This window comes from Bacillus sp. FSL K6-0073 (assembly GCF_038006085.1).
Taxonomy (GTDB): Bacteria; Bacillota; Bacilli; order Bacillales; family Bacillaceae_G; genus Bacillus_A; species Bacillus_A cereus.
The window spans coordinates 3,978,236-4,000,635 of record NZ_JBBOUN010000001.1 but is presented as its reverse complement, the minus strand read 5'-3'; the positions used below and the strand labels follow the sequence as shown (position 1 = coordinate 4,000,635).

Genomic DNA, 22,400 nt, shown 5'->3' with positions numbered 1-22,400 from the left:
TGCAAAAAATCCCTTGTCGAATTGGCAAGGGATTTTAGTTTTAAATTATTTTGTTTGTTTAGAAGTTGATTCGGCTTCTTTGGCATTCACTTTACTTCTTGTTCCTAACATAACTAAATAGCATAGTACGGCAAACAAGCAAGAAATGAATAGAGAATGTAACAATGCCATCGCTAAACTAGCGTTTGTAAATACAACTAAAACTCCTACTACAGCTTGAAGTGTAACGAGGATAAATGAAATGATCCATCCCCAATATACTACAGGTTGCTGCTTGTAATGGCGAATAGCGAGAATCATGGCGTATAGTATCCAAGCGAAAATTAACATCGCTGCAACTCTATGGCCCATTTGAACCCATTCATGTAGTTGAGTTGGCATAGGTCTGTTTTTGCTACATAAAGGAAAGTCTGGACAGGCTAAGCTAGCTCGTTCGTGACGTACTAAAGCACCTGTGTAGACGACAATATAACTGTAAATTGTTACACCATAAATATGAAATTTCATTTTTTTGTCCATAATAAGTGAACGTGCATCAAATTTTTGGTCAATTTCAAAGATAAGACACGTTAATAAAATGACAGAAGCAAATGAAATTAAGGAAATACCGAAATGGATAGCAAGTACAGCTGGCATTTGTCCCCAAACAACTGCTGCTGCTCCCATTAATGCTTGTGCAACTAAAAATACGAAGGATAAAATTGCTAACGTTTTTGTTTCACGCACATGTTTATAATATTTCCAGGACAAAATACAAAGGAGAGTGACAAGAATTCCAGCTGATCCTGATGTTAATCGGTGGCTAAGTTCAATAATAGTTTCCATTGATAAATTAGATGGAACAAATTCACCGTTACAAAGTGGCCATGATTTACCACAACCTTGACCAGAACCTGTTTTTGTAACTAAAGCGCCTCCTAATAAAACTATTAATAAATCAAGGCTTGTAATGACTGCTAACCATTTAATAAAGCGTTGCAATCTCTTTCACCATCTTTCTGCTATGAAGTTATTGCGAAATATTTTCATTCCATTATGTATAGAATAAAACGCGCTAGTTCCTATGATATATAAAAAATAATAAAATAGCAAAGAAATGGAGGGGGAAGGAAAGGGAGAGAAAATAGGTGTAAAAACAGGGTTTGAAAGGAAAAAATTAGGTGAAAAATAGGCTGTTTTGAAAAGAAATGGGGAGAATACGTGTTAAATAGGACAAAATAGTTTATTATAGAAGGTAACATCATGTTATGATAAGGACAAGTCAGAATGAAGTTTTTTATATCCGACACAAAAAGTTCATGTTTTCTTCACAAAATGTTCGGGAAATATGATTTAATATATTGGAGTATGGGCGTAGATTAGTAGTAGAATGGGTTAACAATGTTTCTACTGTAATAATATTGCTATATAGAAGCGAATTATTTCATTTGAAATAAGCGCAAAAAGAAAGATGAAAGTTTTAAGAGGGGGTTAGAGTGATGAACCATGCAACAAGTGAGCTGCATGATGAGTCCGCTGTTACAAGTGTACCGGAAACAACTCGGTTACAAGATTTATCAGCACTCGTTAAAATGGGGATTGTAAACTCAAATACACTTACTGTATTTACAGGATTTTGGTTGGCGTTACACTTTAATGGATTAAGTGTGATGGACAATCTGGATAAGCTATTTTTTACAATCGTTGGTTCAGGATTAATTATGGCGGGGGTATGTTGTTTAAATAACTACATCGATAGAGACATCGATCCGTTAATGGAAAGAACAAAGACTCGTCCAACGGTTACTGGAAAGTATAAACCAGGATTTGCACTTACATTTGGACTAGTTATATTACTTCTTGGATTTGTATTCTTATTATTAACAACACCAATGGCAGTTTTAATGGGATTTATTGGTGCTTTCACATATGTTGTCCTATATACTTTATGGACAAAGAGAAAGTATACACTAAATACTGTTGTAGGTAGTATATCTGGAGCAGTTCCACCTTTAATTGGATGGGCAGCAATCGATCCATCTTTAGGTCATCCAATTGCTTGGATGTTATTTTTAATTATGTTTATTTGGCAAATCCCACATTTCCTTGCATTAGCGATGAAACGTGTTGATGAATATCGAAATGCAGGAGTTCCAATGCTTCCTGTAGTTCATGGATTTGAAATTACGAAACGCCAAATTATGATTTGGACAGTATGTTTATTACCACTCCCATTTTATATGAGTGGACTAGGGATAACATTTATGGTAATTGCAACACTGCTTAACATCGGATGGATCGTTTTAGGATTTTATGGCTTCCGTAAGAAAGATGACATCAAATGGTCCGTGCAAATGTTTGTTTATTCCCTAAATTATTTAACAATCTTATTTGTATCAATGATTGTAGTTACATTCTTCTAAGACAACGACATAATTGGATTTCTTTACGTTGAGATTTACTTTACTTAACTATAAAGTACAATCTAATTCACAAGGAAAGTGGGGGTTGTTTGTATGAAGAAACAGTGGCGACTGCTTTCGTTCGTTTCACTGCTGGCTTTACTGTTAGGGGGATGCGGTAAAGCCTTTCAATCTACTTTAATTCCGCAAGGAGAAGTAGCAAAAATGCAATATGATTTACTTCTACTGGCTAGTGCAATCATGGTAGGAGTAGTACTAGTAGTTACTATTATTTTCTTGTATGTAATTGTGCGTTTCCGACAAAAGAAAGGTCAGGAAGATTATATTCCAGAGCAAGTTGAAGGGAATCACAAGCTAGAAATTATATGGACAGTTATTCCGATTATTCTTTTACTAATCTTAGCTGTTCCAACGGTTACATATACATTCAAACTTGCTGATGTAAGTGCGATGGAGAAAAAGAATATTGATAAAGATACTATCGTTGTTGATGTAACAGCGAATCTTTATTGGTGGGAATTTTCTTATAAATCAGAAAAGATAGTAACTTCGCAAGATTTGGTCATCCCCACAGGTAAGAAAGTGTATTTAAATTTGAAGGGTGCCGATATTAAACACTCATTTTGGGTTCCATCTTTAGCAGGGAAAATGGATACAAATACAGACAATGTGAACAAAATGTGGTTAAAGGCAGATAAATCGGGCACTTATAATGGTTTTTGTACAGAATTTTGCGGTCCATCACATTCTTTAATGCAATTTAAAGTGAAAGCTTTAGATGAAAGCGAGTACAAAAAATGGCTTGCTGATATGAAGAAGATTGATGGAAAAAAAGAAGTAGCTTCAACAAAGGCGCAAGAGGGCCAAGAAATATTTAATAAAAGCTGTATTGGTTGTCACGCAGTTGGATCTAATGATAGTAGACCACCTTCCGCTCGTATCGCACCAAACTTAGCAAACTTTGCGGATCGCGATATGGTTGCCGGTATTGCCGAAAACAATGAAGAAAACTTAAAAAAATGGCTGAAGGATCCTGAAAATATGAAGCCAGGAAACAAAATGACTGGCAAATATGGCAACTTAACGGATGATCAAATTGATGCATTAAATGCATACTTACAAACGTTAAAAGTTGAAAAGTAAAGAGGGATTATTCGCGAAGGGGAGGTTGAAAACGTGAGTTCTGTAGCAAAAAAACAGGGGATGGGTGCTGTCATATGGGATTATTTAACGACAGTAGACCATAAAAAGATTGCCATTCTCTATTTAATTGCAGGTGGATTGTTTTTTGTAATAGGCGGAATAGAAGCTCTATTTATTCGCCTTCAATTAGCAATTCCTAACAACGCTTTTCTTGTTGGGGATGCTTATAATCAAGTATTAACGATGCACGGTACAACAATGATTTTCCTCGCAGCTATGCCACTCGTGTTTGCATTTATGAACGCCGCTGTACCACTTCAAATTGGTGCACGTGATGTAGCGTTCCCGTTTTTGAATTCACTCGGATTTTGGTTATTTTTCTTTGGTGGAGTATTTTTAAATTTAAGTTGGTTTTTAGGTGGAGCACCTGATGCAGGATGGACATCTTATGCATCTTTAGCTTTAGCCTCTAAAGGTCATGGTGTTGATTTCTATGTACTCGGCTTGCAAATCTCAGGTATTGGTACATTAATTGGAGGAATTAACTTCCTTGTAACCATTATTAATATGCGCGCGCCAGGAATGACGTATATGCGTATGCCGATGTTTACATGGACAACATTTGTAACATCTTCGCTTATATTATTCGCTTTTCCGCCGTTAACTGTAGGATTAGGACTTTTAATGTTAGATCGTTTATTTGGAACAAGTTTCTTTAATCCGGCATTGGGCGGGAATACAATTATATGGGAGCATTTATTCTGGATTTTCGGTCATCCAGAAGTATACATTCTTATACTCCCAGCTTTCGGAATATTCTCGGAAATCTTCGCGACATTTTCGAAAAAACGATTGTTTGGCTATTCATCGATGGTGTTTGCGACGGTATTAATTGGATTTTTAGGATTTATGGTATGGGCGCACCATATGTTTACTGTTGGACTTGGTCCAGTTGCTAATGCTATTTTCTCAGTTGCAACAATGGCGATTGCGGTTCCGACTGGTATCAAAATATTCAACTGGCTCTTTACAATGTGGGGTGGAAGTATTCGTTTTACGACACCAATGATGTGGGCAGTAGCTTTCATTCCATCATTCGTAATGGGTGGAGTTACAGGGGTTATGCTAGCATCTGCACCAGCTGATTATCAATTTCATGATAACTATTTCGTAGTAGCGCATTTTCATTATGTAATCGTTGGCGGTGTTGTATTTGGTTTACTTGCAGGAGCCCATTATTATTGGCCACTGATGTTCAATAAAGTATTAAATGAAACATTAGGAAAGATAACGTTTTGGCTATTCTTTATCGGTTTCCATTTAACGTTCTTTATTCAGCATTTCCTTGGCTTGATTGGTATGCCACGCCGTTACTACACATATCTTGAAGGGCAAGGGTTGGAAATGGGGAATATGATTAGTTCTATCGGAGCGGTGTTTATGGCTCTTGGAACGATTGTTCTTCTATTCAATGTAATTAAAACGACAGTATCAAAAGAAAAAGCTGGTCGTGATCCGTGGGATGCACGTACATTAGAATGGACAATGCCAGCACCGACACCAGAATATAACTTTAAACAATTACCATTTGTTCGCGGATTAGATCCGTTTTGGATTGAAAAACGTGAAGGTAATAAAGAGATGACAGCAGCGGAACCAGTTGGTGATATTCATATGCCAAATCCTTCGTTTTCACCATTTGTCATTTCTTTCGGATTGTTTATAGCGGCATTTGGTGCGATGTATATGCAGGGCGGAAAAGATAAGTTCTGGTTATTAGTAGCAATTATTGGTTTAATCATTACATTTGGCGCAATGTTCCTACGTTCAGTAATTGATGATCATGGGTATCATATTCATAAAGAAGATTTAGAGGATAAGGGGGGCAAGGCATAATGCATGTAGATGAAAAATTAACGAATGAAACATTTCCAGCAGAGCCTGAAAAAGCAACCCTTGAAGGGAAAAATAAGTTTGTCGGTTTTTGGTTATTTCTTGGAGGCGAAACAGTGCTGTTCGCTTCATTATTCGGCACATATTTAGCGTTAAAGAATTCTACAAATGGTGGACCAACATCTCAAGAGATGTTCCAAATGCCACTCGTTTTTATTATGACGATGCTTTTATTAACGAGTAGCTTAACGAGTGTATATGCGATGTATCACATGAAAAACTTTAACTTTAAGAAAATGCAGCTTTGGTTACTAGTAACAGTATTGCTAGGTTTAGGGTTTTTAGGATTTGAGATATATGAGTTTTATCATTATATACATGAATTTAAGCATACTATGAGAAGTAGTGCGTTTGGCTCTGCGTTTTATGCTCTTGTTGGTACACATGGACTCCACGTATTGTTTGGGTTATGTTGGATTTTAACATTAATCTTTAGAAATGCGAAGAGAGGTCTAAATTTATACAATGCACCGAAGTTTTATGTTGCATCGATTTATTGGCACTTTATTGACGTAGTTTGGGTGTTTATTTTCACTGTAGTATATTTAATGGGAATGGTGGGATAAACAATGGCGATAAAGCAAACGAATAATCCTAAAGTTGATCTTGTTTATCGGAAGAGAAAAAGTGCGGAGGAAATGAGGCATCAAGTTATTACGTTTGCATTAATGATTTTTTTAACATTAGTTGCATTTGTAGCAGTGGCGTATCCAAAAACTTTTAGTCCGATTTTCTCTGTACCGTTTATTTTACTATTAGCAGTGGTACAAGTAATTTTTCAATTGTATTATTTTATGCATATGAGTCATAAAGGACATGAAGCAGCAAGTTTCTTTCTTTACTCTGGTCTGCTAATAGGATTAATTACAATTTTAGCTTTTATGACAATCGTGTGGATTTGAAAAGTGAAAAATAAGGGAGCTTGTGTTGTCACAGCTCCCTCTTCATATTATGAGATAACCTTACGAAGGTAGGTGTGAAAATGAGTAACTTGTGGATATTTGGTTTTCAGGCTTTATGGAGTCCAATCTTTTTATTATTTATGCTTTCAATTCTTATTGGGTACTTCTTAATTATTGGGCCATATAGAATGCGATTTGAAAATGCGACGAAGGTAAGTAAGAAGCAAATTTTTTATTTTACGACTGGTATTGTTCTTTTGTATTTTGTAAAGGGAGGACCTATTGATTTAATTGGCCATATTATATTTAGTGCTCATATGTTTGAAATGGCAGTCATGTATATTGCAGTTCCACCGTTACTGTTGCTTGGTATACCAATTTGGTTATATCGTTACATTACTTCTTTTAAGTTCGTTCAAATTATATTAAAGGCATTTGCTAAACCACTTATTGCGTTGTTTGTATTTAACGGCCTGTTTTCTTTTTATCATTTACCAGTTGTTTTTGATACAGTAAAACAAAGTCAAATAGCTCATCCTATTTGTCTCGCTATATTGTTTTTTACAGCAATCATGATGTGGTGGCCGATGTTAAATCCATTACCAGAATATCAAACGTTAAGTGATATAAAGAAACTTGGTTATATGTTTGCTAACGGCATATTATTAACGCCTGCCTGTGCGTTAATCATTTTTGCGACAGCGCCGTTATTTGCAACGTATACGGATCCAGCTGCTTGGATGAAAGCGATGGAACTATGTGTACCAGCGGACACTTTATCAGATTTGAATATAACGGGACCAGAATTTTTGCACTGGATGCCAGTCGTACAAGACCAGCAAACTGGTGGTATTATAATGAAAATTGTCCAGGAAATAGTATACGGTACAATTATAGGCTATGTATTCTTTAGATGGGCACGTAGAGAACGTGAAAAGGATAAGGAGCAGTTGCAACAATTGCCGCCGTATTTACAGACTAAGTAAAAAAGTGTATGGGATTCCATGCGCTTTTTCTTTTTTAGTTTTAGCTACCTTTAAAAAGATTGAATTTTCTAACTTTTTATGTTAAGTTAGTGTAGGCGTGTACTAAAAGTGGAGATAAAATTTACTACTAGCTTTCATGCGTAATAATTCCATATGTAGTGCAAGTTTTTTAGAGAGTTACAAATATATATTGTTATCTTTAATAAACACGAACTATTTTAAGGGGGAGTTTAAATGGGTAGTAGTGGAAGTATGGTAAAGCCGATTAGTGGTTTTTTGACAGCACTAATTCAATATCCAGTACCAGTAGTAGAATCGCGTGCAGACATTGATAAACAAATTCAACAAATCATAAAAACAATTCATTCGACCAAATCAGGTTACCCTGGTTTAGAATTGATAGTATTTCCTGAATATAGTACACAAGGGCTCAATACAAAAAAATGGACTACAGAAGAATTTTTATGCACAGTGCCTGGGCCAGAAACAGACTTATTTGCTGAGGCATGTAAAGAATCTAAAGTATATGGTGTTTTTTCAATAATGGAGAAAAATCCTGATGGTGGAGAGCCATATAATACAGCAGTTATTATTGATCCACAAGGTGAAATGATTTTGAAGTATCGTAAGCTAAATCCTTGGGTGCCAGTCGAGCCTTGGAAAGCTGGAGATTTAGGCTTACCTGTTTGTGATGGACCTGGAGGAAGTAAATTAGCTGTTTGTATTTGTCATGATGGCATGTTCCCTGAAGTAGCTCGTGAAGCGGCCTATAAAGGTGCAAATGTCTTAATTCGTATTTCTGGATATAGTACACAAGTTAGTGAACAATGGATGCTAACCAATCGCTCAAATGCATGGCAAAATTTAATGTATACATTGTCGGTAAACTTAGCGGGTTATGATGGTGTATTTTATTACTTTGGTGAAGGACAAGTATGTAACTTTGATGGGACTACTTTAGTACAGGGTCATCGAAATCCGTGGGAGATTGTTACTGCTGAAGTATATCCAGAACTAGCAGATCAGGCTAGATTAGGATGGGGATTGGAAAATAATATATATAATCTAGGTTCAAGAGGATATGTAGCAACTCCTGGTGGGGTGAAAGAAAATCCATATACGTTTGTAAAAGATTTAGCTGAAGGTAAATATAAGGTTCCTTGGGAAGATGAGATTAAAGTAAAAGATGGATCTATTTATGGATATCCAGTAAAAAAAACGATTCATTCTTAGGGAAGGGAAATAAAACAAGCGCATCATATTGATGCGCTTGTTTTTGTTAATCAATAATTTGAAATTCTTTTAACTCTTTTTCGACATTTTGTAGGAGTTGTTCGCTTTTTTGAAGTACATTCGTTGGGAAAGTCTCATCATCACCATATTCAACGCCGTGAGGATAATAATGTTTTCCTAATAAGGGGGGAAGTAGTTTTACTTCAGCGTGTCTACTGCCGATGTCACCTTCAACAGCAACTCCTTGCACTCGTAAATAATAAACATCCTTTAATATTTCAAATTTATAATCGTATGTAACTCGTTCATAATCCCACTGTCCGGCAAGTACGAAGTGGTTGTTTTCCATGATTTCAGTTAAAAGAGTTAATTCAACGACGGCTCCATTAAATTTCGTATTTGTAAATTGCATATAATACCTCCTTTTTTAATGTTACACCATTATTTTTATAATAGTATGAATAATAAGAAAGTGCAATTCATATTGAGAGAAAAGGGATAATCCAGACTTTTTTCACAAAAATATGATATAGTGAAAAGAGTACGGTACACACAAAAAGAAAGAAAAGGATTTGTGTATATCTCAATTTTATGTTTTGTTCAGGAGGTATATCGTTTGAAGAAATTATTGCGTATCGTAATGATTACATTTTTAATTTTAGCTGTTGATTTATACGGGAAATTACTCGTTTCACAATATATATTAACCCCATCTCAATCAAAGCAAGAAAATAAAATTGTGAAAAAGAAAAAGCAAATTAAGGAAGACTCCTCAGACACTGTTTTAAATATGATTGGTGAAGACTCTGAAAACTTATTAGCGAAGTGGGGAGAACCCTCTCGAATAGAGCCATCTGCATACGGATATGAATGGTGGGTATACAACCAGGATTTAACTCAGTATGTTCAATTTGGAGTTTCTGAACGTAAAGTTGTAACGGCATACGCAGCTGGTGAACAAGTTAAGGTTCCACCTTATTATATAAATGAAAAATATGAAGAAGTATATAAAAAAAGTCCGCTTTCGCATGAAATTTCATTAAAAAGAGGGAAAAATAGTTATCAATTTGAGCTATCTGATACCGAAGTCATGGAACAACCGTTAATACCTGTAGAAGATGGATGGGCGCAATTGTATTTTGATCAATTTACACATGAGCTTGTTGGTGTTCGTTATATGGATGATGAAACTTTATTACGCCAAAGACCGTATCAGCTCGTTTATTCAGGTGAATTAATAGCAGAACAACCATTGACTCCAGAAAAAATAAAACAAGTAGAAAATGGGAATATGCAACAAATTTTTGATTTAACAAATATCATTCGAAGTCGTCATAAATTACCGTTATTAACATGGGATCAGGAAACAGCAGATGTTGCTGTTGGTCACAGTAAAGATATGAAAGATAATAATTATTTTTCTCATGACTCACCTACATTAGGTACACTAGGAGATCGTTTGCAGCGCGGGAAAGTAGGATTTCAACTTGCTGGTGAGAACATAGCGGCGCAACATAGTGATGGAATTGCGGCAGTGCAAGGTTGGTTAAATAGTGAGGGGCATAGAAAGAATTTATTAAATGAACAATTTACAGGATTAGGTGTTGGTGTATACGATAAATTTTATACACAAAACTTTATTCGAAAATAAAGCGAAACTGTAAGCGGTGGGGTGTCACATTACCAAATTAGTTACTTCGTATTCACTGAATTGTAGGTGGGAATCTGACCGTATGCAAATAGCAGAAAAAAAGGTGCATGAATCGTCTAAAAATAGGCGAACCATGCGCCTTTTTTTTCTTACTATATAGTAGATATACATGGAGAGGTGAGGATTATGCCAACAACAAAAGGACCGTTACATCCATCGATTCAACAGTTTAAAGAATTTGTAAACCATCACCCTAAAATGGTTCATGAGGTTAGAAGTGGTCATAAAACATGGCAACAATTTTATGAAGAATGGTACTTACTTGGTGAAGAAGATCCAATATGGGCAACTTATAGACCGGATGGAGCGCCTGCGTTTTCTTCGGTAAAAGAAAATAAAAAAGAAAAAGATAATCGAACTGAAGAGGAAAAAACTGCTGATGTGATGGGGCAAATGCTTTCTTTTTTTAAAAAGTTGGACGTGGAACAAATGCAGAACCATTTAGCCAATGTGACGAGTGCAATTGGGAGCGTGCAACAAGTTATTCAGCAATTTCAAGGTAACCGTACGCAGCAAGAGCAAAGTACTTCAGAAAATAACCCGTTTTTCTTTCAAAAGGATTAGGGGGAAAGATGATGAGAGCAGAAATTATGGAGTTTATAAAGGCTGATGAGGATTTATCTCGCTATATTAGAGAGCAACCGTACTGGTATAGAAAATTAACACGAAATCCTGAAGAAAAAGAGGCTTTTGAGTTAGCGGCGATGCAACATTTCAAAAAAACGATACCAGATAAAGTGGAAAAGTTTCAAAATCAATTGGCCGTTGCTTCGATCATGATTGATATGTTTCAGTATATGAAGCAACAAAATGCAACCTAATTGGAAGTGAAAAATATGTCCGTCATGCAGAACTTTTGTTACAATAGAAGTTGATTATTTAAAAAGGAGTTGCAGCATGACGGAAATTTGTTTAGTACGACATGGACAAACTGATTGGAATTTTCAAGAAATTATTCAGGGGCGAGAAGATATTCCGCTTAATGAAGTTGGTAAGAAGCAAGCGAGTCAAAGTGCAGCTGCTTTACAAGAAGAAACGTGGGATATCATTATAAGTAGCCCGTTAATTAGAGCGCAAGAAACGGCTAATGAAATCGCAACGGCAGTTGGATTACAATCGATTTTATTAGATGAGCGATTTGTTGAACGGAATTTTGGAGAAGCTTCAGGGAAGCCGGTTGCGGCTGTTAGAGAGTTGATTGCTGAGGGTAAAGTAGAAGGTATGGAGCGAGATGAAGAGATTGTAGCTCGTTGCTTTGCTGCTTTAGAAGATGTTGCGACAACTCATTTTGGCAAACGTATTATTATTGTTGCTCACTCACACGCGATAAAAGCGATTTTACATGCCATTGAACCAGATGAAATTACATTTAAGACACCATTAAAAAATGCGTGTATTAGTTATGTGAAACAAAATAGTGGAAAATGGGATGTTCTTAAATATAATATAGCGGAACATATTAATGTATAAGTGTGTACGGATATAGTGTAAAAATAGTTACGTTATATCTTTCTTTTGAGTAAGTCACTTCAATTAGTAGTTCTAATCTAAATGTGGTATGATGGATACTCGGAGGTGTCTCTCATGATTGTAGCGACGCTAGAAAGCGTATTAATATTAGATAAGGCAGAGCAGCTTGCAAAAGCGATTATCTGTTCAGATATAGCAGAAGATTATCGTAAGTATTATAGAGAATTACATGAAGATATGGAACTTCAGACGCTAATTCAGCAATTTACAGCGATGAAAGAACGGTATGAGGAAGTACAGCGTTTTGGAAAATACCATCCTGACTATACTACCGTGTCGATGAAAATGAGAGAATTAAAGCGTTCTGTGGACTTACATGATAAGGTTGCAGCTTTTAAAAGAGCAGAAACTGCTTTGCAGAAGTTATTAGACGAAGTTAGTGTAGCAATCGGTTCGGAAGTGTCTTCTTCCATTAAAGTGCCAACAGGAAATCCATTCTTTGATGCTGGTGGCTGTGGTGGAGGTTGTGGTACTGGCGGAGGTTGTGGTTGTAAAAAAACGGGGTGATGTACCCCGTTTTTTAGAAGTTGGAAGAAAACGTATACAGAGTTTGTCCTGTAATGTTATAAATTTCTGATTGGTTTTCATAGAATATAAAATATATGTTTTTAAAAGGAGAAGATGGAGAAGATTATGTTCGGGCAACGACAAAGTATGATTGTTTATTTACATTCATTGAAACATGCCAAGATTTTAAGGAAATATGGTAACATACATTACATATCAAAACGATTAAAATATGCTGTAGTATATTGTGATATGGAACAAATTGAGCATATGATGCATAAGTTGAACAAACTTCCTTTTGTGAAAAAGATAGAACAGTCGTATCGCCCGTATTTAAAAACGGAATTTGAAAATTCCCGTCCTGATCGAGCAAAAGAATACGATTATAGCTAATAGAAAAAATCCCCTGCTAAATTTAGCCGGGGATTTTTCACTTGAAATAACACGTTATTTCATCGGAGGAATGAAATTGTTCATTCGTAAAATACCAATTAAATGATTAAAAAATAGTTCTTTTTCTGGGAAAGTTGTAGATGGTTTTACAGTAAAGGTAGCCACTTTTTTTCCGAGTTGTTCTGCCGTTTCTTCAAATAAAATGACACGTTTACTTTTTTTATTTTCAAATACAGGAATGCCTTCACGACATATGTATAATGGTTGGAAATCACCAGTAGTAGTTGGTTTTAATATTACAACAAGCGAACACACTTTTTTATCGTTTTTTATCGTTTCAAATTGTAACATATGTGCTATACGTTCTTGATTTGTTTTGGCAATTTCAAGTAATTCATATAAATCAGAGTAGCCTTCTCCAAGTTCTATAAAGCGTTGAATCATATCTTTTCCTCCTCTTTCTTTTACTGTACCATTTCACTTTTTAAATGAAAAGCACACAAAGAAAAAAAAACCCTGCATAGCAGGGCCCTTCTTATACTAGCATGTACTAGTAAGAAGGCAAAGGGAGAGGAGAAACCGGAGGAAGAACTTATGGGGAAACGTAAGTCTTCTCCGCGGTTGGCAACAACATCGAAGGTGATGTTGTTATAATTATTTATGTCCAATCTAAATGAAGATATACATAATGAAATTAAATTTTATGTTGGGCTTTTTATTTTTCTTTTTTTTATTTTGTGATAGGATAAAAAAGATAAAGTGGAACTAATATACATATTGGGTTCATATTAGTGAATGATGAGATGAATACATAAAAATAACGAGAGGTTATTTGAGGCCGAGTTTTTCTATAGTTAGGTGAATGTGGTTTGTTAACTGTTACCGAAGTGGGAATGGCTTTCTATAATCGCTCGATAGATTGAAATAAAGGTAGTGACAACAGATGAGAGTAGTTTCAGGAAAATGTAAAGGACACCCACTTAAAGCGGTTCCTGGTAATACAACACGTCCAACGACAGATAAAGTAAAAGAATCTATTTTTAATATGATAGGTCCTTATTTTGATGGTGGTATCGCCCTTGATTTATTTGGTGGTAGTGGTGGTCTTGGAATTGAGGCTTTGAGCAGAGGGATCGATAAAGTAATTTTTGTTGATCGGGATAGTAAAGCAATAAAAGTAATTCATCAAAATTTAGAAAGTTGTAGAGTACAGGAACAAGCTGAAGTATATCGAAATGATGCAGAACGCGCGGTAAAGGCTCTTATAAAACGTGAAATAGCATTCGATCTTATATTAATTGATCCGCCATATAAAGATCAAAAAATTGTATCTTTAATTAGTGTGATGGATCAACATGGATTGCTACATAGAGATGGATTAATTATGTCAGAGCATGGTAATGATGTAGTTTTACCTGAGTCTATAGGAAGGCTTGTAAAAGTGCGAGCTGAGAATTACGGCATTACAGCAATATCGATCTATAAGTATGAAGGTGAGGGGACAGAATGACTAGTATAGCTATTTCGTCGGGAAGTTTTGATCCAATTACCCTTGGGCATCTGGATATTATTAAAAGGGGAGCAAAAGTATTTGACGAGGTATACGTAGTAGTTTTAAACAACTCGTCAAAAAAACCGTTCTTTTCAGTTGAAGAGCGTTTAGACTTAATTCGAGAAGCAACAAAGGAAATCCCGAATGTAAAAGTAGATTCACATAGTGGACTATTAGTAGAGTATGCGAAAATGCGTAATGCAAATGCAATTTTACGTGGGTTACGAGCAGTTTCTGATTTTGAATATGAGATGCAAATTACTTCTATGAATCGAAAATTAGATGAAAACATTGAAACCTTTTTTATTATGACAAATAACCAATATTCATTTTTAAGCTCGAGCATTGTGAAAGAAGTTGCGAGATATGGCGGAAGTGTAGTAGATCTTGTACCTCCTGTTGTAGAACGTGCTTTAAAAGAAAAGTTTCAAACCCCGTTAAAGTGAACGGGGTTTTTCTTTGTTGCTACGGAAAAATAATAAAATAACATATACGTATAAACAAAATAAAGTAAATATCGGTCCATAGTGTATAAAAGATGTCCAAATTTCATGCAGTATAAAAGAAGAATTGGAAAAAAATACGGGAATATCTTTTTGCATAGGTGAAAAAGAGCTTACTTTTTCATAAAATGGTTTCCAAAATATAAAGGTAAAAATAGGAGCGAGAATACTTTGGATAATTCGTGCGAAAAAATAGGGCTTAAATCGTATGTCTGTTTCAGCTAATATGCTAGCAACTTGTGCCTGAATAGAAAGGCCGCTAAATGCTAAAATGAAGCTTGTTACCATCGCTTGCTGCAGGAGGGGTGTTTCATTTATTTGACTAATCATTTGGCTCCCGAGTGTCATTTCGAAAATGCCTGATAAAATGGGAATACTAAATTCAGTAGTTAGTTGGAAGAATGATAAAATATGTTGCATAATAAAAGAAAGAGCTGCTGTAATGTGGAATACAGTAATCATTTTATTTAACACAGAGAATAAAATAATAAATCCGCCAATCATAAGTAATGTTTGAATAGAAGAAACAATGGCATCCCCAAGTAATTTACCAATTGGTCTTTTTTCTTGTAAGCGTGTCTCGTGAAGAATTAAAAAAGGGTTTTGAAAGCGACGTTTTTTTGTAGTGTGTGTATTATTTTTGTAAGCGGTATTATCGCCGTAAAAACGCATAATTAATCCGACAGCAAAGTTACTGAAATAATGGGCAGCGGCTAATATAATTCCTAATTTCGGATTATTAAAAAAACCGATAGACACAGCACCGAAAATAAAAAGTGGATTGGAAGAATTTGTGAAAGAAACGAGGCGCTCCGCTTCAATCTGAGTTAAAAGATTGCTTTTTCGTAGTCTAGCGCTTAATTTGGCGCCTGCAGGGAAACCAGAAGCCATTCCCATCGCCCAAACAAATCCGCCTATCCCTGGAACGCGAAAAAGTGGGCGCATGAGTGGTTCTAATATAACGCCAATAAATTTTACAACACCGATACTAATTAGAAGTTCCGCAATGATGAAAAACGGTAGTAGTGAAGGGAATACAACTTCCCACCATATATTTAACCCGCGAATAGAAGCTTGCAAAGCGGCTTGGGGGTGGAGTACAAGAGAAAAGGTTAAAAATAGCGTTGATATGGTAAGGAAAGCGGTTTTCCATTTTTCATACATGTAAGTAAATCCCCCTTTGTCCCAAAAAACGTTCATTTCAGTATACGTGGATACGTAGTGAATTTAGACCATAAGTATGAAAAAGGAATGAAAAAAATTAAAGGGTGAGAAAAATGAAAGAACCAAAGATTGGTTTAGCACTTGGGTCTGGAGGAGCGAAAGGGTTTGCTCATATTGGTGTAATAAAGGTTTTAAGGGAAGCGGGTATCCCTATTCACATGATTGCAGGAAGTAGTATGGGGGCGCTAATAGGTACGTTTTATGCGGCAAGTAGTAACGTTGAAAGATTGTATAAATTGGCATCTGTTTTTAAACGGAAGTATTATTTAGATTTCACGGTACCGAAAATGGGATTTATTGCTGGAAAACGTGTCAAAGATATGATTAAAATGTTTACATATAATAAAAATTTAGAAGAGTTAGATATCCCGACGGCTGTTGTGGCTACTGACATATTGAAGGGGGAAAAAGTGGTTTTTACAAGTGGGCCAGTTGCAGATGCGGTGAGGGCTAGCATATCTGTTCCTGGAGTGTTTGTACCAGAAAAAATAGATGGAAGATTATTAGTGGATGGTGGAGTCATTGATCGCATCCCAGTATCGGTTGTGAAAGAGTTAGGGGCCGATATTGTTATCGCTGTTGATGTATCTCCAATTAAGGTGAATGGCGATGTTACGTCCATTTATGACGTAATTATGTAAAGTATTGAAATTATGCAGCATGAGCTTGTAATGAATCGGCAAATTGCATCGGATTTAATGATGCGACCAGCTGTAGAGCAATTTAGTTCACGTGCTTTTACAAACATTGAAGACATTATTCGAGTTGGAGAAGTAGAAGCAGAAAAACATGTTTCAAATATTTATTTATTAATTGAGCAGTGGAAGGAGAAACATAATGTTTAAGCGTTTTCGGTTTATATATGCAATCTTAATAGGGGTTATATTGGCGATGTTACTTGTTTACGTACGTTTACCGTATTATGTAACAAAACCAGGAATGGCTGCCAAATTAGAGCCTTATGTTCAAGTTGAGGGTGGAACGAAAGAATCTGGTGATTTTATGCTTGTTACGGTTTCAATGGGACCAGCAAATGTGGTGAATTTAATAGCGGCACAGTTTAATAAATATACACATATTTCGAAAGCGGAAGAAATATTGCAAAAAGGTGAGAGTGATGAAGAATATCAATTTCGCCAAAATTATGCGATGAAAGATTCGCAAAATGCAGCAATTTATAATGCATATAAACGTGCAAATCGCTCAGTATCTTTTGAAAATAAAGGTGTATTAGTTGCTGGTGTGGCAAAAGGAATGCCGTCAGAAGGAAAGCTTAAGCTTGGTGATGTTATTATAGCTGTTGACGGAAAAACATTTGAAAAGACGGAGCAATTTATTGAATATATGACAGGGAAAAAAGAAAACGATGCTGTAAGTATTGAGTACATGAGAAATGGAAAACAATTGAAAGAGAATTTAAATGTAAAGACGATTCCTAATGGGAATGGACGTGTCGGTATAGGTGTTTCTATCGTTACGGAAAGAGAATTAGTGGTCGATCCGAAAGTGAAAATTAATTCTCATGAAATTGGTGGACCATCCGCAGGTTTAATGTTCACATTAGAAATATATAATCAACTTGTGGAAGAAGACTTAACGAAAGGACATGAAATAGCTGGAACAGGTACAATTAATGAAAAAGGAGAAGTGGGCCCAATTGGTGGTATAAATCAAAAAGTGGTGGCTGCTAGCGATGCGGGGGCTGAAGTGTTCTTTGCGCCAAATGAAAAAGGTGCGGAGAAATCGAACTATAAAGATGCACTTGAGACTGCAAAGGATATTAAAACAAAAATGAAAATTGTACCAGTAGATACGCTGGATGATGCGTTAACATATTTAGAAAAGATGGATAAGGAAAAAACCTCTCTGAAATAGAGAGGTTTTTTTATAGGAATTTTGTAGTTGTTTCATCATAGCGAATAGGATGGTGTGTTATATCCTGTTTTAATAGTTGTGTGCGTAACGGTTCGTGCATGATGGAGAAATATACAGAGTTTGCTTTTTTCTCTATATCTAAAGCGGCATGGTCGAATGTTTTTGTATGAGTAAGGATTGGAAGTTCGATTTTTTTCTTGTTTTTTGAAAGGTAAGTTTGTCCTTTTTGTGACATGCCTAGCAGGCGAATATATGGTGCGTGTTGTTCTATATTTGCGCTACGTATTTCCTCTTTTGTTGTGTTTGTTAAAATGTGTGTACAAGCTCTTTGTAATCTAGTCCATGTATAACGTTTTGTTTTTAATGCTTCCATGAATGAATAGAAGGAGCAACTGTTTTGTATTTTTGATAAAATACGATGCTCTAAACCTTCTTCTATTTCATATATATGTCGTAAGTCCCCTGGAGACATCGTAATGAGTCTATATTTAAAAAATGAAAAGTATTGTTCCCAATTATGTAATATCCCGTAGTTTTGTTTGTAATTTGCTAAAAGCGAAGTGGTTGCCTGTGGGAGAAAAGGTTTAATTGTTGTAAATGATCCTTCTTCGCTAAAGAGTTGTTTTCGGATGCTTGTTGCGCTTGCAATATGTTGGTCATTAAATGTTTCATCATGATAATGAGAGGCAAATCTTTTTATAGTTTGAGTTTGTATAGAGCTATTTTGTGACAGAATTGCTTTCATATATTGGAAGCCTAAAATATTATTTGGTTGTGACATATCTATGTTTTTTTCAGATGTTAAAATGTGTGAGAAAGCATCCGATGTTGCTTTTGCATAACTATTACCAGCGTCCATGAATTGTTTTACAAGGTAGTTAAAAGTCTCTTCTTCGTTTTTTTGTACGGAGATGGTATTATAAAAATTTTCGATTTGTCCATCCTCACTACCGAAACAAATTTCAGAAACACGTAGGGCATTTAAAATGGAAATAGCACCATTTGCGAAGGTTTCAGCCTTTTGTGTTGCAAAGACGTATGGAAGCTCTACAACAAGGTCTACGCCGTTTGCTAAGGCCATTTTAGTGCGATACCATTTGGAAATGAGTGCGGGCTCACCACGCTGTAAAAAAGGACCACTCATAACGGCAATTATTATATCAGATTGTGTTAACTTTTTTGTCTGTTGCACATGATAAAGATGACCGTTATGAAAAGGGTTATATTCAACAACAATACCACCAGCTTTTATGGTAATCTCTCCTTTCGATGTAGCATCTTTTTGAAAAACGTGATACTCTATATATTATTTACTATGATGACTTCATTATAGTGTAAAGAAAAAACATTGACAAATATAAAATGGCTAGCTATAATTTTGTTTGTTGCCTTGAGGTGATATGATATGAAATGGTCCATCCATCAATTGAATAAATTGAGAAATAAAGGATTGACATTAGATGAGATGGTAGATGTAAGTGAGCTAAAAGAGGTCGAGAAAGATATTCGTGAAATTAATCCTGTTCATGTAACGGGAAGAGTTGATTTTGGCTCCGGTAAGTTTACGTTTCATCTACATATAACTGGAAGCATGGTTTTACCATGTTCTCGCTCTTTAGTAGATGTGACATTACCATTTGACATTAAAACAACTGAGGTGTTCCAAACTTCACAAGAAGAATTTGAAACTGAAGCTGAAATTCATTCTTTAGAAGGAGAAGTACTTGACTTACTGCCCGTAATCAAGGAAAATATACTTTTGGAGATTCCAATGCAAATTTTCAGTGATGATGTTTCTGGTGGAGCACCGACGCAAGGTCAAGACTGGCAAGTGATTTCGGAAGAAGACAAAGAAAAGACTGTTGATCCAAGATTGGCAGGACTTGCAAAGTTTTTTGACAAATAATCGGAAGACTGGTTCAGGCCTTCATATGAAAATAACTATTTCTTTTAAGGAGGTGGGAAGAATGGCTGTACCTTTTAGAAGAACTTCTAAAACAGTAAAAAGAAAGCGTCGTACGCATTTCAAATTATCAGTACCTGGTATGGTAGAGTGCCCAAGCTGTGGTGAAGCGAAATTAGCTCACCGTGTATGTAAAGCATGCGGTACTTACAAAGGTAAAGAAGTAATCAGCAAGTAATTGCGGGAAAATAAACGCAGAAGATATCTTCTGCGTTTATTTTTTTTGTCTTAATCTTTAGTTGTTGTATTCTATCTTTTCTAGTAACTGCATATGCTTAATAAAAAATGCATAGGGAGGACTAGAGAGATGGCGACAACAAGACAAGATGCTTGGACTGATGATGAAGATTTGCTTCTGGCAGAAGTAGTACTCCGGCATATTCGAGAAGGTGGAACACAACTTTCTGCCTTTAAGGAAGTGGGGAAAAATTTATCTCGTACACCAGCAGCATGTGGGTTTAGATGGAATTCTTACGTAAGAAAGCAATATAAAGAACGTATTGAGGAAGCAAAGCAACTTCGTAAAGTAGAAAATTATGAAGTGAAAGAGACAAAGGTGTTAGAACCTACGTCAATTACGTTGAATGATGTTATTGATTTCTTGCAAAATTATAAAGATGAAAACTCTTTAACGGTGTTGCAACAACAAGTTGAATCATTACAAACAGAAAGAGAGCGTCTTCTGGAGCGATTATCAGTATATGAAGAAGAGTATAGAACACTACTTGATTATATCGATCAAAAAAGAAGTGTAATGGTAGCGGAAAGAAACAATGCTCGCTCGAATGAGAAGTTAGAGAAGCTTAAGAAATAAAAAACAGCTGTTATACAGCTGTTTTTTTATTTCTTAAGCCGATTCTTCGTTTGTAACCGCATTCAAATTTGCTTCTGGCTGCCAAATATAAAAATCTCCATCAGTTACTGATACGGGGTTGAAATTTAATTTATCCCAAAAACCAGCTGAATGAATACGTGCTATCGTTTTAATAGGAAATTGCATTTGTTTCGCATGATTTACAAGCATTTGCCCGAATCCTTGTTTTTGAAAAGTTGGTAATACTTCAAGTTTATAAAGTTCTAGGTAGGGACCTGTAATTTCGAATGGTTCTCCGCCGTTTCTTTTCATATATAGACTCATACGTGCGATTAGTGATCCGCCATAATAAATACCGTAAAATGGAGATTCACTGTCGTTTTCAATAATGTTTGCTTGCAATTCTTCCAGCATAGATAGTTCCTGGGCTCCGCACCCTTTAAATTTTTTGAATTCATCTAACGTTTTATAATTGATGAGCAAGCGCTCAACTTTTGGGAATCCCATTACATCACATCCTTTTCTTGTCTCGTTGAATGCAGAAAAGTAAAAATATTTATAATAATAGTATAACTCATTTTTTTATTTTTATGAAGAAGATAGTATATTTCTTTTTTTATTTTTTTTGAGGATTTGCTAAACTAAGAGTAGAAGCGTATTAATAGGTGGTACATACATAGTGAAAAATGAGAGTATATTTGTTGGGCAGAGGACAGCGGAATTATAGGGCGTGCTCAGGTGCTTTAAAAAGATATAAAGGGGGGAAGGCAAGGGCACTTAGTGTGAATTCCTTGTGTGAAAATGAAAATTGGAATTGTCGGACCAGGTGCTATTGGTCTATTGTATACATTTTATTTACAAAAAAATAACCAAGATGTTACGTTGTTTACAAGAACAGCTAAGCAAGCTGAAGAATTAAATGAAATAGGTGTAACTTGTATTAGAGATGGAAGATGTGAAACAGTATATCCATCTGTTTTACCGATAGAAAGTATGGTAGCGCAAAATTTAGATTATATATTTATTGCTGTGAAGCAATATCATATAGATGACGTACTACCGTTTGTGGAAGGGGCATCATCATTAATCTTTTTGCAAAACGGAATGTCGCATCTTCAAAAGATGCTGAACATAGGGAGTAAAAATATAGCTGTTGGTATTGTAGAACATGGTGCGAAAAAAGAGGGAGGGCATATCGTTCATCATACTGGGATAGGGGTAACAAAATTTGGAGTGGTTTGTGGTCAATCTATACATTTTAAAAAAATATTCAATTATTTTCCTGTTGCTTATTTTCCAGTTCAAATAGAAACGGATTGGGAAGAGATTATGCATAAAAAATTAGTAGTAAATGTATGTATCAATCCGTTGACAGCACTATTGGGAGTTAAGAATGGTGAATTAATCACGAATCGTTTTTTTTATCAAATGATGGAGCAAGTGTTTCAGGAGGCAGCATTTCTTATTAGAGGAGAAAAAGAAATGGTATGGCAAATGGTACGAAATGTGTGTGAAGGAACGTCTCGTAATACATCTTCTATGCTAGCGGATGTAAGAGCGAGTAGACAGACGGAAATTAATGCGATTGTTGGATATGTATTAGAAGAAGCTAAGAAACAGCAACGACCAGTTCCGACACTTCAATTTTTGTTCGATGCAATAAAAGGTTTAGAAACAAGAGTATAAGTGTTATTCTTTGCTTTTACGTG

At 35.6% G+C, this 22,400-nt stretch carries 26 protein-coding genes and 1 pseudogene; 21 read left to right on the top strand and 6 right to left on the bottom strand.

Annotated elements, in window-relative coordinates:
• Nucleotides 1–45: 45 nt before the first annotated feature.
• The gene (gene ctaA / locus MHB52_RS20505) at nucleotides 46–981 is read right to left on the bottom strand and encodes a heme A synthase (protein WP_001188744.1); all 936 of its coding nucleotides are present in this window, start codon (nucleotides 979–981) and stop codon (nucleotides 46–48) included.
• Between the two features lie 497 nt (nucleotides 982–1,478).
• Here ctaA and ctaB point away from each other — a divergent pair, with 497 nt between their 5' ends.
• The 7 genes from ctaB to MHB52_RS20470 all read left to right on the top strand — a co-directional run bounded on the left by ctaB (nucleotide 1,479) and on the right by MHB52_RS20470 (nucleotide 8,619).
• Nucleotides 1,479–2,402 carry a protoheme IX farnesyltransferase gene (ctaB, locus tag MHB52_RS20500; RefSeq protein ID WP_001015064.1) on the top strand — a complete coding sequence of 308 codons (924 nt, stop codon included), beginning with the start codon at nucleotides 1,479–1,481 and terminating at the stop codon, nucleotides 2,400–2,402.
• Nucleotides 2,403–2,495: 93 nt separating this feature from the next.
• Nucleotides 2,496–3,545 (top strand): cytochrome c oxidase subunit II, encoded by a 1,050-nt coding sequence (gene coxB / locus MHB52_RS20495; RefSeq protein WP_000745268.1) that lies wholly within the window; start codon nucleotides 2,496–2,498, stop codon nucleotides 3,543–3,545.
• Between the two features lie 60 nt (nucleotides 3,546–3,605).
• Nucleotides 3,606–5,441: a cytochrome c oxidase subunit I gene (gene ctaD, locus MHB52_RS20490; protein ID WP_153579316.1), complete on the top strand. Its 1,836-nt coding sequence runs from the start codon at nucleotides 3,606–3,608 to the stop codon at nucleotides 5,439–5,441.
• Nucleotides 5,441–6,064 (top strand): cytochrome c oxidase subunit III, encoded by a 624-nt coding sequence (ctaE, locus tag MHB52_RS20485; protein WP_061663490.1) that lies wholly within the window; start codon nucleotides 5,441–5,443, stop codon nucleotides 6,062–6,064. Before ctaD ends, ctaE begins: the two co-directional genes overlap by 1 nt.
• Nucleotides 6,065–6,067: 3 nt before the next feature.
• Entirely contained in the window at nucleotides 6,068–6,400 is a 333-nt protein-coding gene (gene ctaF, locus MHB52_RS20480; RefSeq protein ID WP_000985706.1) for a cytochrome c oxidase subunit IVB, read from the top strand.
• 80 nt (nucleotides 6,401–6,480) lie between these two features.
• Nucleotides 6,481–7,386 carry a cytochrome c oxidase assembly factor CtaG gene (ctaG, locus tag MHB52_RS20475; protein ID WP_000069021.1) on the top strand — a complete coding sequence of 302 codons (906 nt, stop codon included), beginning with the start codon at nucleotides 6,481–6,483 and terminating at the stop codon, nucleotides 7,384–7,386.
• A gap of 234 nt (nucleotides 7,387–7,620) precedes the next feature.
• A complete protein-coding gene (locus MHB52_RS20470) occupies nucleotides 7,621–8,619 on the top strand; it encodes a formamidase (protein WP_000535802.1) in 999 nt (332 codons plus the stop codon).
• Nucleotides 8,620–8,665: 46 nt separating this feature from the next.
• On the opposite strand, the gene MHB52_RS20465 is transcribed toward MHB52_RS20470, so the two are convergent.
• Nucleotides 8,666–9,031, bottom strand: coding sequence for a YugN family protein (locus MHB52_RS20465; RefSeq protein ID WP_001160947.1), 366 nt, complete (start codon nucleotides 9,029–9,031; stop codon nucleotides 8,666–8,668).
• Nucleotides 9,032–9,235: 204 nt separating this feature from the next.
• Here MHB52_RS20465 and MHB52_RS20460 point away from each other — a divergent pair, with 204 nt between their 5' ends.
• The 6 genes from MHB52_RS20460 (at nucleotide 9,236) to MHB52_RS20435 (ending at nucleotide 12,760) form a co-directional block, all read left to right on the top strand.
• Nucleotides 9,236–10,270, top strand: a complete 1,035-nt coding sequence (locus MHB52_RS20460) for a CAP domain-containing protein (RefSeq protein WP_000735378.1) — start codon at nucleotides 9,236–9,238, stop codon at nucleotides 10,268–10,270.
• A 186-nt stretch (nucleotides 10,271–10,456) separates the two neighbouring features.
• On the top strand, nucleotides 10,457–10,894 hold the full coding sequence (locus MHB52_RS20455; RefSeq protein WP_001143324.1) for a YlbD family protein: 438 nt from the start codon (nucleotides 10,457–10,459) through the stop codon (nucleotides 10,892–10,894).
• An 11-nt stretch (nucleotides 10,895–10,905) separates the two neighbouring features.
• Nucleotides 10,906–11,151, top strand: coding sequence for a YlbE-like family protein (locus tag MHB52_RS20450; RefSeq protein WP_001200990.1), 246 nt, complete (start codon nucleotides 10,906–10,908; stop codon nucleotides 11,149–11,151).
• Between the two features lie 76 nt (nucleotides 11,152–11,227).
• Entirely contained in the window at nucleotides 11,228–11,800 is a 573-nt protein-coding gene (locus tag MHB52_RS20445) for a histidine phosphatase family protein (protein ID WP_000134947.1), read from the top strand.
• A 114-nt stretch (nucleotides 11,801–11,914) separates the two neighbouring features.
• Entirely contained in the window at nucleotides 11,915–12,367 is a 453-nt protein-coding gene (locus tag MHB52_RS20440; RefSeq protein ID WP_000634366.1) for a YlbF family regulator, read from the top strand.
• Nucleotides 12,368–12,493: 126 nt separating this feature from the next.
• Nucleotides 12,494–12,760 (top strand): YlbG family protein, encoded by a 267-nt coding sequence (locus MHB52_RS20435; protein ID WP_002082261.1) that lies wholly within the window; start codon nucleotides 12,494–12,496, stop codon nucleotides 12,758–12,760.
• Nucleotides 12,761–12,814: 54 nt separating this feature from the next.
• Here MHB52_RS20435 and MHB52_RS20430 read toward each other — a convergent pair whose 3' ends face one another.
• Nucleotides 12,815–13,204, bottom strand: coding sequence for a DUF7147 family protein (locus MHB52_RS20430; protein WP_000616017.1), 390 nt, complete (start codon nucleotides 13,202–13,204; stop codon nucleotides 12,815–12,817).
• Between the two features lie 499 nt (nucleotides 13,205–13,703).
• Between MHB52_RS20430 and rsmD the strand changes: the two genes are divergently transcribed.
• Together rsmD and coaD are read left to right on the top strand one after the other, a co-directional pair.
• Entirely contained in the window at nucleotides 13,704–14,270 is a 567-nt protein-coding gene (gene rsmD / locus MHB52_RS20425) for a 16S rRNA (guanine(966)-N(2))-methyltransferase RsmD (RefSeq protein WP_001266980.1), read from the top strand.
• Complete coding sequence (gene coaD / locus MHB52_RS20420; RefSeq protein WP_000200599.1) at nucleotides 14,267–14,758, top strand: pantetheine-phosphate adenylyltransferase; 492 nt, start codon at nucleotides 14,267–14,269, stop codon at nucleotides 14,756–14,758. Before rsmD ends, coaD begins: the two co-directional genes overlap by 4 nt.
• Here coaD and ylbJ read toward each other — a convergent pair.
• Complete coding sequence (gene ylbJ, locus MHB52_RS20415; RefSeq protein WP_000273085.1) at nucleotides 14,750–15,979, bottom strand: sporulation integral membrane protein YlbJ; 1,230 nt, start codon at nucleotides 15,977–15,979, stop codon at nucleotides 14,750–14,752. The two genes, coaD and ylbJ, sit on opposite strands and share 9 nt — an antisense overlap.
• Before the next feature lie 113 nt (nucleotides 15,980–16,092).
• Here ylbJ and MHB52_RS20410 point away from each other — a divergent pair.
• Nucleotides 16,093–16,884, top strand: a pseudogene (locus tag MHB52_RS20410) (patatin-like phospholipase family protein).
• Nucleotides 16,877–17,914 (top strand): SepM family pheromone-processing serine protease, encoded by a 1,038-nt coding sequence (locus MHB52_RS20405; protein ID WP_016118562.1) that lies wholly within the window; start codon nucleotides 16,877–16,879, stop codon nucleotides 17,912–17,914. The pseudogene MHB52_RS20410 and the gene MHB52_RS20405 overlap by 8 nt, the downstream one beginning before the upstream one ends.
• A 10-nt stretch (nucleotides 17,915–17,924) precedes the next feature.
• Here the strand turns inward: MHB52_RS20405 and MHB52_RS20400 are convergent, their stop codons facing one another.
• Nucleotides 17,925–19,106, bottom strand: a complete 1,182-nt coding sequence (locus MHB52_RS20400; RefSeq protein ID WP_061663491.1) for a nucleotidyltransferase — start codon at nucleotides 19,104–19,106, stop codon at nucleotides 17,925–17,927.
• A 213-nt stretch (nucleotides 19,107–19,319) separates the two neighbouring features.
• Between MHB52_RS20400 and MHB52_RS20395 the strand changes: the two genes are divergently transcribed.
• The 3 genes from MHB52_RS20395 (at nucleotide 19,320) to MHB52_RS20385 (ending at nucleotide 20,691) form a co-directional block, all read left to right on the top strand.
• On the top strand, nucleotides 19,320–19,820 hold the full coding sequence (locus MHB52_RS20395) for a YceD family protein (protein WP_000872149.1): 501 nt from the start codon (nucleotides 19,320–19,322) through the stop codon (nucleotides 19,818–19,820).
• Nucleotides 19,821–19,881: 61 nt separating this feature from the next.
• A complete protein-coding gene (gene rpmF / locus MHB52_RS20390; RefSeq protein ID WP_001984764.1) occupies nucleotides 19,882–20,055 on the top strand; it encodes a 50S ribosomal protein L32 in 174 nt (57 codons plus the stop codon).
• Between the two features lie 129 nt (nucleotides 20,056–20,184).
• The gene (locus MHB52_RS20385; protein ID WP_000246468.1) at nucleotides 20,185–20,691 is read left to right on the top strand and encodes an RsfA family transcriptional regulator; all 507 of its coding nucleotides are present in this window, start codon (nucleotides 20,185–20,187) and stop codon (nucleotides 20,689–20,691) included.
• Nucleotides 20,692–20,724: 33 nt separating this feature from the next.
• Here MHB52_RS20385 and MHB52_RS20380 read toward each other — a convergent pair whose 3' ends face one another.
• Nucleotides 20,725–21,198, bottom strand: a complete 474-nt coding sequence (locus MHB52_RS20380; protein WP_000506695.1) for an N-acetyltransferase — start codon at nucleotides 21,196–21,198, stop codon at nucleotides 20,725–20,727.
• A gap of 294 nt (nucleotides 21,199–21,492) precedes the next feature.
• Between MHB52_RS20380 and panE the strand changes: the two genes are divergently transcribed.
• Nucleotides 21,493–22,377 carry a 2-dehydropantoate 2-reductase gene (gene panE / locus MHB52_RS20375; protein ID WP_016118560.1) on the top strand — a complete coding sequence of 295 codons (885 nt, stop codon included), beginning with the start codon at nucleotides 21,493–21,495 and terminating at the stop codon, nucleotides 22,375–22,377.
• Nucleotides 22,378–22,400: the final 23 nt, after the last annotated feature.